Raw genomic sequence first — 8,408 nt, forward strand, 5'->3', positions numbered from 1 at the left:
ATCCCCCGCTAAAGGGCAGGTTACCCACGTGTTACTCACCCGTCCGCCACTCCTCTTTCTTGGTGAACTAAAAGTTCGATAAGAAAGAAGCGTTCGACTTGCATGTATTAGGCACGCCGCCAGCGTTCGTCCTGAGCCAGGATCAAACTCTCATTAAAAAAAGTTGAAACAACCTTTCGGTTGTTAAGCTCATAAATTAACGTTGCTAGCATATTGCTTGCTTGTTGTATGTTTGTTTCTATAAAGAAACATTCTACACGTTTGTTGTTTGTTTTGCTTGCTTTGTTCAGTTTTCAAAGGTCTACGTCATTGCTGCATCAGCAACTTTTATATAATAACAAGATGTCTAAGTTTTGTCAACACCTTATTTAAAAAAATAATAAAAGTTCCTTTCTCAATGAAACTACTTATGTATCAACAGTAACTTGCATATAATAACAGATTCAAGAACATTCTGTCAACACCCATTTGAAATAATTTTTATTTTTAAAATAACATAGATTTCAAAAGTGTTGATAAAGCAAATTTGTTTCCTCTGTTTTTGATGCTTTGTCTATATTAGCATATTCTTTTGATAATTACAAATGTATTCCAAAAGAAAAATAAAAAACTTTTCACTCAGAATAAAGCTTGAGCAAAAAGTTCTTCTTTTCTAATAAATGGATCAAATCGTTCGTTTTTTTAAAAATAGGGTAATCCTTCAATCTTAAATTGTTGAATAATGTGTTGGAAACTTGTTGTGTTTCCCCAGTAGAAATCTTTTGGTAATTCATCAGATCCTTCTGTCTCAGTCATTTCAAAGACAAATAAAGGAACTTTCACGTCATTTTCATAACCACTTGTCAGTTCAACTAGTTCAATCGTTGTAACATCTAACTGCGCCTCTTCTTTCAATAACTGCAAGGCAGATGCTAAACCAGTTTGTTCCTCTGATAATTCTACGGTTAGAAGTTTGGCGTTATCGCCGTCTTTATGAAGCAAAAACTTTTTCGTGCCGTCGTGTAGATTCAAAATGACGGTTCCAGCTACTCTCTTCTTATTCAACACTATCACCTCGTGGATTAATCTAACTCATTCATCATATCATAATTTTTTAATCGTGCTACTTAAATTTTCGTTTTTCCTCAGCTAAAAGCACTAATGCTTCTTCTGTCCAATGAGGCAAAGCTTCTCTAATCGTTGAAAAGCCAATCTTTTTATGTTTATTTGTAAAATATCTTTTTTTACGTGCACCAGTATTAACGAACTGTTCTTCGAGTGTTCGACGTGATAAGCTAATCTTTTGACTGTATTCATCAATATCAATAATTTGAACACGAACCTTCTCGCCAACAGTTAATACTTCTTGGATATTTTTTGTATAGCCGGATTGCACTTCTGAAACGTGGATTAATCCTTGAGTAGCATCATCCAGTGAAACAAATGCGCCATATGGTTGAATTCCGGTAATGAAACCATTTAATGTATCGCCAATTTTGCAATCCATGATTTCCCCCTCCTTTTCTCATTCCATTATTTTCATTTTAGATTATACTAGTAAGTGAAGTGAAAATGAAGGATATATTTTTTAAGGAGGAGAAAAATGTCACAATTTGATGAGATTCACAATCGTTTGAATACCAATAGTGTAAAATGGGATACTCTTTCAATAACCTACGGAAAAGAAGGTTTATTGCCTTTTTGGGTAGCAGATATGGATTTTAAAACCTCACCTGCGATTTCAAAAGCTCTAAGCACTTATGTTGAAAAAGGAATCTATGGTTATGTTACCGTTCCTGATTCACTTTACGATGCAATTATTCATTGGCAAAAACAACAACATCATTACTCGCTCAATAAAGAGGAGATTCTTTTTAGTCCGGGCGTCGTCCCTAGCTTAGTGACTGTCATTAATGCCTTGACGAATGAAAATAACGCTATTTTAATCCATGATCCTGTTTATCACCCTTTTACTGATGTCATCCAAAATACCAAACGAAAACGAATTGTATCTGATTTATTAGAAGAAGGACAACTTTTTAAAATGAATTTTAAAGATATGGAAGACAAAATTATTCAACATCACGTTAAATTGATGATTTTATGTAATCCCCATAATCCCGGGGGACGTGTTTGGTCAAAAGAAGAATTACGCCAATTAGGAGAGCTGTGTCAAAAATATCAAGTAATTGTTTTGAGTGACGAAATTCATCAGGACATTGTCTTCGAACCAGCACGCTTTACTTCTTTCCAAACAATCGACAAAAATTTCGAAGATTTCTCAATCGTTTTAACTTCTGCTACGAAGACATTTAATCTAGCAGGGATTAAAAATTCGATGCTCTTTATTAAAAATCAACAGTTAAGAGACAAAGTTCAAGCGATTCAAGCAGTCAACTACCAAGCAGAGATTAACACTTTCGGTTTAATTGCTACTCAGGCAGCATATACAGAAGGTAAAGCTTGGCTCGACGAACTCCTGCCTTACTTAAAAAATAATATTGATTTTACTTGTGACTTTTTCGCCAAACATTTACCTAAAGTACGCGTCATGAAACCCCAAGGTACTTATTTAATTTGGCTTGACTTTTCAGCCTATCAACTAAATGATGACGCACTCGCCGAAAAATTAATTCAAGAAGCAGGTGTTGTTTTAAATGCTGGAATTATGTTTGGTCCAAATGGCACACAACATTGCCGCTTTAATATCGCTTGCCCTAAAAAACAATTAGTCCAAGGCCTTCAGCAAATCGCCAAAGTTTTTAACTAAAACAAAAAATCTCAAAAAAGTCTAATCGACTTTTTTGAGATTTTTCTTTTAATAATTAAGCTTCAACGATTTCAACTGATTCAATTACAACATCATGAACTGGACGATCTTGTGGTCCACGTTGAACATTACCAATTTCATCAACCACACTCATTCCTTCAACCACGTGACCAAAGACACTATGACGGAAATCTAACCAAGGTGTTCCACCTTTTTTGTATAATTCAACCACTTCTTCAGGATAACCTGCGCCTGTCATTTGGTTAATCATGTTTGCTTGAACATTTTCGTTCGTTACGATAAAGAATTGGCTTCCATTTGTGTTTGGTCCAGCGTTAGCCATTGACAACGCGCCACGGAAATTAAATAATTCTCTTGAAAACTCATCTTCAAATTGGCCGCCAAAGAAACTTTCGCCACCCATACCTGTACCAGTGGGATCGCCACCTTGGATCATGAAATCAGGAATTACACGATGGAAAATAACACCTTCGTAATAGCCTTTTTTTGCTAAACCAATAAAGTTTTCTACTGTTTTAGGTGCATGTTCTGGGAATAGTTGAATCGTAACGTCCCCGCGATTTGTTTTAATAATCGCTTTTGGACCTTTTTCGTTTGCTAAATCTAATTGTGGAAATTGAGACAAAAAAATCTCCTCCTTCATTTTTATAAACATATCATAGCGAAAATTCATTAAAAATGCTACACTTTAATTTCTTTGCTATACTAAAGTCATTATTTAATAGGAGGAACACAATGGACATTTATGATATTACGATTATTGGGGCTGGACCAGCAGGGATGTTTGCAGCCTTTTACGCGGGAATGCGCCAAGCAAAAACAAAGATTATTGATACTTTGCCTCAATTAGGAGGCCAATTAGCCACTTTGTATCCTGAAAAATATATTTACGACATCCCAGGCTACCCAAAAATTAAAGCTGGAGAACTCGTACAAAATCTTGAAAAACAAATTACAACGTTTAATCAACGTTACTGTTTAGAAGAAGAAGTAACGAAAATTGAACGCTTAGAAGATGGAATTCTTGAAATCACGACTAATAAACGGACGCATTATTCAAAAGCCGTTGTTTTAGCTTTAGGTAACGGTTCATTCCAACCTCGTAAATTAGCCTTAGATAATGCGGAACAGTACGAAGGTTTAGGAATTGACTATTACGTTACTGATTTAATGAAATATGCCGGTAAAAAAGTCGCAATTGCCGGTGGTGGCGATTCAGCGATTGACTGGGCATTAATGCTTGAACCAATTGCAAAAGAAGTATCACTGATTCATCGTCGCCCAGAATTCAGAGCACATGAGCACAGCGTTGAATTACTAAAAAAGTCTTCCGTTAACGTCTTAACACCTTACTTATTAAAAGAGATCTCTGGCGAAACGAAGTTAGACACTATCCACTTAGAACAAGTCAAAGGTGATGAATCGGTTAAGCTTTCTGTTGACTACCTCATCGTTAACTACGGTTTTACCTCAAATTTAAATTTGAAAGAATGGGGCTTACAAAGTACGCGCCAAGGAATTTTTGTTCAAACAGATATGCGAACTTCGATGGAAGGTGTTTATGCTTGTGGTGATATCGTTCAGTATGACGGTAAAGTTAAATTAATCGCCACTGGTTTTGGCGAAGCTCCAACGGCTATTAACAACGCCTTGCATTACATTAACCCTAAAAATAGAACACAACCAGCTCACAGCACGAGTGTTTTTGAAGAAAAATAAAAAAAGGAGGTGCGACAAGTGTCGTATCTCCTTTTTACTACATATATTCTTCATGCCATTCTTTTAAACTGGCTTTAATTAAAACGAACAACTCTTCTGGTGTATTAGCTGATAACCGTTCACCTTCAAATAAACAAAACGGTCGTTGTTCACATAAAGTACATTCACTTAAACAACTAGAAACCATCACATCCACGTCATCCATTTGCTCGATGCGATCCATGATGACTTCGGTCCCTGAAGACAAGTTTGTTTGACAAAACTCGATAAGGGGAAACATCTTTATCACTTTCCTTTGCTTGATTCATAAAAATAGTATAACATGAATTTAATAATGAAAAAAAGAATTTGATTGGAGGTTTTTTTATGGTTTTTGAAACGAAAACATTAGAAGAAAAAGCACGTCAACTTTTAGGTGATCGTGGGGTCTCAATTGTCGATATCGCAGAGCTCGTTATGTTTTTACAAACGGAATACATTCCCCATCTTACACTTGAAACCTGTATCGAAAGTGTCAATGCGGTCTTAACGAAACGTGAAGTTCATAATACCATCTTGACGGGTATTCAATTGGATATTTTAGCGGAAGAAGATTCATTACTTCAGCCCCTTCAAAGTATCGTAGCAAAAGATGAAGGTCTATACGGGATTGACGAAATCCTCGCTTTATCGATTGTGAATGTCTACGGTTCGATTGGGTTTACGAACTATGGCTACATTGATAAAGTTAAACCAGGCATTCTAAAAAAATTAAACGATAAAAGTAGTGGCCGCGTCCACACTTTCCTAGATGACATTATCGGCGCAATCGCTGCTGCAGCCGCTAGTCGGTTAGCTCATAGCAATCAAAATGTCCTTGACGAAGAGAAAAAATAATAAAAAAAACGAGCTGCCAATTACTTGGTCGCTCGTTTTTTGGTTTTTAAAGATCTTCGCCCCATAAAAACAAACAAGAAGAAAATCAATTCAATTAGGATAAAAAACAAAATAAAACAATACATGAAAAATTGTTCAGGTAAGACGTTAATAATCGGATCGGTAACTGGATTAAAAATCCAATCATCATTACTAAAAAACAATTGATGAAATAACACAAAAAATGTATTAAAACCGACAGCCATAACGAAAGCTAGTCCGACTGGTACAAACATTCCCCATTGAAAAGGACGAACAAGACGCCACATTTTTTGTCGATTCCATAAGTAATAAATAAAGTAAACACTTGGAATCAAGGTCACGATTAGGACTCCGTAATTCAAAAGAAATAAATCTTTCACATCGTAAAAATGCCCCAGTCCTGCTTCAGACATTGGGAAATTAGGTAGTTTTAATTCCGTCACCCACGGTTTATTTAAAAAATCTAATAACAAACGATAGTTTTCTAATAACATTTCTTTGGTTAAACCAGAGATTGTTTCTAAATCAAAACGAGTAATGCTCCAACGAAACAAAGGCACAAAATTAATTGTTGCGGTAATTGCTAAACTGATACTCGTTAGAAACAAACTGAAAAAACCAAAAAATTCAATAACTCTTGTCTTTTTCACACTCATATTAAAACACCCATTCGTCAAGGCTATCGACAATATAAGTCGGTTTTACCGGTAAATGCGGCACAGCCTCTTTTGATGTAAAACCTGATAAAACGAGTAAGGAATCAAGCCCATTGCGAATCCCTGATTGAATATCTGTCTCGTAGTTGTCACCAACCATCAAAACTTCTTCTTTTGTTAAAGAAATTTGCTCCAAAGCTTTTTCCATAATAATCGCTTCTGGCTTGCCAATATAAACGGCTCGTTGCTGTGTTGCCGATTCTAATAAAGCAATTAGTGAACCTGCGCCCGGAATCAAGCCCCGTTCAGTAGGAATATTCTTATCTGGATTCGTACCAATAAACAAAGCGCCTTGGCGAATAGCTAGTGTTGCAGTCGTTAATTTTTCATATGTCACTTCAGAATCGAGCCCAACAACCACATAATCCGGATCTTTTTCATTCCAAGTAAAACCTGCTTGTAAGATTAACTGAATTAAACCAGCTTCTCCAACGGCATAAAAAGAAGTGCCTCGGTTCATATCACGCATGTAATCGATTGTGGCTAACGTTGCTGTGTAAACTTCTTGCGGTTCTACTCGAATTTCAAACTCCTCTTTCAGACGTTGCGCAACATGTTCGGGTGTTTTCGTTGTATTATTCGTAACAAATAAAAAAGGGATGTCCTTTTTTTGTAAGCTTTCAACAAAGCGTTTCCCCGCAGGGATGATTTCTTTTCCACGATAAATCGTACCATCTAAATCAACTAAGTAACCGTTATATCTCATACGTCTTCTCTTTTCCGAATCGTAAAGCCTTTCCCTGATTCCTTTTTATTGCCACTTGCTTCTGGCTTCTCTTTCGTTGCCCGTACTTGTGATTTTTGTTTCACTTTTGGTTTTGGTTTTGGCTTTGTACGAGACTTTTGAACCGCTTCTTTTTTCTCTTCGATATGCGCTTGGCCTGTGACTTGTTTTGTTTTACGGCGACGTTGGCTTGTTTTTTCACGCTTGCCACCAATTCTTTGAATCACAAAATACGCACAACCAAAATTACAGTATTCATATAGATAGTCTTCTAAAGTATCAATCCGTTGTTCTGGTGTTGCCTTTTTATTATCGACTTCAAAAAATCCACGTAGTCGTAACTGTTCGTAACCCCAGTCACCAACAATATAATCGTAGCGTGCGAGTACCTCACTAAAGCGCTCACCAATTTTTTCAACTTGGAAGCCTTCTCGATAATCCACTACTACTTTATATTGGCGATTGCCAATCATTAATTCTGTTTCGTTAAGCATCACAGCCAATTCCCCTTTTTTGGGAGCTTTTTCGGTTGGCTCTTCAATAATCTCTTCTAAGACGCTTGTTAGCTTATCTGTTAAATTTTTATTTTCATCGCTCATTTTTTCACCGCCTGTTTTTTTATTATACATTGTTTCAGATGGCTTTGGTAGCTACCATTAACTGAATTGACACTAGTCTTGATTTTTTAAATGCGTTCCCAATACGGTCCGAATAAATTCGGGGAATAAAAACTCAATCTTTCCCGCAATTTCAATTGTTGGGAAGAAAGGAATAAACATCCAATGATCGACCGTTGTAAAGGTATACTCCCGGTTGGGATCAATCCCTTCGCCTAACCATAAAACTTGGGCATTCGTTTTGTCATAAGTAAAACCAGAATACACAATCTCACCAAATATTTTCCCACGAAAACCCATCCCGACAATCGGAAATCTTCGTAAGAAACCGCGGTTTTTCTCGACCTCAAGAACAAAACGAATAAAATCCACTCCCTTTAAAGTCACACGGATTAAATGCATCGGATGTGGTAAAATTTGATGCAAATCATTTTGATCAATACGTCCTTTAACCAATGGATTTAAAAAGAGACCGGTATTAATAATCGCCGCTGTCGTCTGACCTCTGACTTTCATCGCTCTTAACGTATCGGAAGTTAGTGAGCGTTCATTAGGCACATAGATTGGCAAATCTTCTTCTAATCTTGTCACTTCTAACGCTTTTAAACGGTTTTGGCCTTCAAGTATGTAACTTTCAATCTCCGCTTGGTCTTCTGGATAAGATATCATCTCTTCGGTCGCAAAAGTATAGGCTTTTTTATCTATAATGACGCGACTTCCATCTAATGTTAAAACGATTTCGCCAACATATTGACCAAATTTCCCCGCTGCAGCAATGAGTGTGTCATTTACTTTTTTCCCATCAACAAATAAATGATGTGTATGCGAACCAATAATGACATCGATGCTTGGAATTTCTTCGGCTATCCGAAAATCATCTTCAATACCGAGGTGGCTTATTGAACCTCTCATGACTGAAGTCACGAGATTCTTAGGAACAGAACATACTTGCAAGCGTATTTCTT

Annotated in this window: 11 protein-coding genes and 1 rRNA gene; 3 read left to right on the plus strand and 9 right to left on the minus strand. The window is 36.5% G+C overall.

The window, feature by feature from the left end; all coding sequences use genetic code 11:
* The 3 genes from ACFO3L_RS04765 to ACFO3L_RS04775 form a co-directional block, all read right to left on the minus strand.
* Positions 1 to 158: ribosomal RNA gene (locus ACFO3L_RS04765) — 16S ribosomal RNA — on the minus strand; the annotation flags it as partial.
* Between the two features lie 523 nt (positions 159 to 681).
* The gene (locus ACFO3L_RS04770) at positions 682 to 1,047 is read right to left on the minus strand and encodes a hypothetical protein (RefSeq protein WP_379964387.1); all 366 of its coding nucleotides are present in this window, start codon (positions 1,045 to 1,047) and stop codon (positions 682 to 684) included.
* 55 nt (positions 1,048 to 1,102) lie between these two features.
* Positions 1,103 to 1,486 carry a CvfD/Ygs/GSP13 family RNA-binding post-transcriptional regulator gene (locus tag ACFO3L_RS04775; protein ID WP_379964389.1) on the minus strand — a complete coding sequence of 128 codons (384 nt, stop codon included), beginning with the start codon at positions 1,484 to 1,486 and terminating at the stop codon, positions 1,103 to 1,105.
* Between the two features lie 96 nt (positions 1,487 to 1,582).
* Between ACFO3L_RS04775 and ACFO3L_RS04780 the strand changes: the two genes are divergently transcribed.
* Positions 1,583 to 2,749: a MalY/PatB family protein gene (locus tag ACFO3L_RS04780; RefSeq protein ID WP_379964391.1), complete on the plus strand. Its 1,167-nt coding sequence runs from the start codon at positions 1,583 to 1,585 to the stop codon at positions 2,747 to 2,749.
* A gap of 55 nt (positions 2,750 to 2,804) precedes the next feature.
* On the opposite strand, the gene ACFO3L_RS04785 is transcribed toward ACFO3L_RS04780, so the two are convergent.
* On the minus strand, positions 2,805 to 3,395 hold the full coding sequence (locus tag ACFO3L_RS04785) for a peptidylprolyl isomerase (RefSeq protein ID WP_379964393.1): 591 nt from the start codon (positions 3,393 to 3,395) through the stop codon (positions 2,805 to 2,807).
* A gap of 110 nt (positions 3,396 to 3,505) precedes the next feature.
* On the opposite strand from ACFO3L_RS04785, the gene ACFO3L_RS04790 reads away from it, so the two are divergent.
* Positions 3,506 to 4,489: an NAD(P)/FAD-dependent oxidoreductase gene (locus ACFO3L_RS04790; RefSeq protein ID WP_379964395.1), complete on the plus strand. Its 984-nt coding sequence runs from the start codon at positions 3,506 to 3,508 to the stop codon at positions 4,487 to 4,489.
* 37 nt (positions 4,490 to 4,526) lie between these two features.
* On the opposite strand, the gene ACFO3L_RS04795 is transcribed toward ACFO3L_RS04790, so the two are convergent.
* A complete protein-coding gene (locus ACFO3L_RS04795; protein ID WP_379964397.1) occupies positions 4,527 to 4,769 on the minus strand; it encodes a DUF1450 domain-containing protein in 243 nt (80 codons plus the stop codon).
* An 86-nt stretch (positions 4,770 to 4,855) separates the two neighbouring features.
* Here ACFO3L_RS04795 and ACFO3L_RS04800 point away from each other — a divergent pair, with 86 nt between their 5' ends.
* The gene (locus ACFO3L_RS04800; RefSeq protein ID WP_379964399.1) at positions 4,856 to 5,365 is read left to right on the plus strand and encodes a phosphatidylglycerophosphatase A family protein; all 510 of its coding nucleotides are present in this window, start codon (positions 4,856 to 4,858) and stop codon (positions 5,363 to 5,365) included.
* Positions 5,366 to 5,385: 20 nt separating this feature from the next.
* Here ACFO3L_RS04800 and ACFO3L_RS04805 read toward each other — a convergent pair whose 3' ends face one another.
* The 4 genes from ACFO3L_RS04805 to ACFO3L_RS04820 form a co-directional block, all read right to left on the minus strand.
* Positions 5,386 to 6,042, minus strand: coding sequence for a TIGR01906 family membrane protein (locus ACFO3L_RS04805; RefSeq protein ID WP_379964401.1), 657 nt, complete (start codon positions 6,040 to 6,042; stop codon positions 5,386 to 5,388).
* Between the two features lies 1 nt (position 6,043).
* The gene (locus ACFO3L_RS04810) at positions 6,044 to 6,808 is read right to left on the minus strand and encodes a TIGR01457 family HAD-type hydrolase (RefSeq protein WP_379964403.1); all 765 of its coding nucleotides are present in this window, start codon (positions 6,806 to 6,808) and stop codon (positions 6,044 to 6,046) included.
* Positions 6,805 to 7,425: a YutD family protein gene (locus ACFO3L_RS04815; protein ID WP_379964405.1), complete on the minus strand. Its 621-nt coding sequence runs from the start codon at positions 7,423 to 7,425 to the stop codon at positions 6,805 to 6,807. The genes ACFO3L_RS04810 and ACFO3L_RS04815 overlap by 4 nt, the downstream gene beginning before the upstream one ends.
* Before the next feature lie 72 nt (positions 7,426 to 7,497).
* Positions 7,498 to 8,408: bifunctional UDP-sugar hydrolase/5'-nucleotidase (locus ACFO3L_RS04820; RefSeq protein WP_465253948.1), on the minus strand; the 911-nt coding region annotated here is incomplete at its 5' end.

The sequence above is a fragment of the Enterococcus eurekensis genome (assembly GCF_042654605.1).
Taxonomy (GTDB): Bacteria; Bacillota; Bacilli; order Lactobacillales; family Enterococcaceae; genus Enterococcus_I; species Enterococcus_I eurekensis.

Excerpts from the sequence above, each read along its gene's own strand:
- ACFO3L_RS04800 (WP_379964399.1), top strand. The coding sequence starts at position 4,856 with ATGGTTTTTGAAACGAAAACATTAGAAGAAAAAGCACGTCAACTTTTA.
- ACFO3L_RS04815 (WP_379964405.1), bottom strand. The coding sequence starts at position 7,425 with ATGAGCGATGAAAATAAAAATTTAACAGATAAGCTAACAAGCGTCTTA.
- ACFO3L_RS04805 (WP_379964401.1), bottom strand. The coding sequence starts at position 6,042 with ATGAGTGTGAAAAAGACAAGAGTTATTGAATTTTTTGGTTTTTTCAGT.
- ACFO3L_RS04795 (WP_379964397.1), bottom strand. The coding sequence starts at position 4,769 with ATGTTTCCCCTTATCGAGTTTTGTCAAACAAACTTGTCTTCAGGGACC.
- ACFO3L_RS04780 (WP_379964391.1), top strand. The coding sequence starts at position 1,583 with ATGTCACAATTTGATGAGATTCACAATCGTTTGAATACCAATAGTGTA.
- ACFO3L_RS04810 (WP_379964403.1), bottom strand. The coding sequence starts at position 6,808 with ATGAGATATAACGGTTACTTAGTTGATTTAGATGGTACGATTTATCGT.
- ACFO3L_RS04790 (WP_379964395.1), top strand. The coding sequence starts at position 3,506 with ATGGACATTTATGATATTACGATTATTGGGGCTGGACCAGCAGGGATG.
- ACFO3L_RS04775 (WP_379964389.1), bottom strand. The coding sequence starts at position 1,486 with ATGGATTGCAAAATTGGCGATACATTAAATGGTTTCATTACCGGAATT.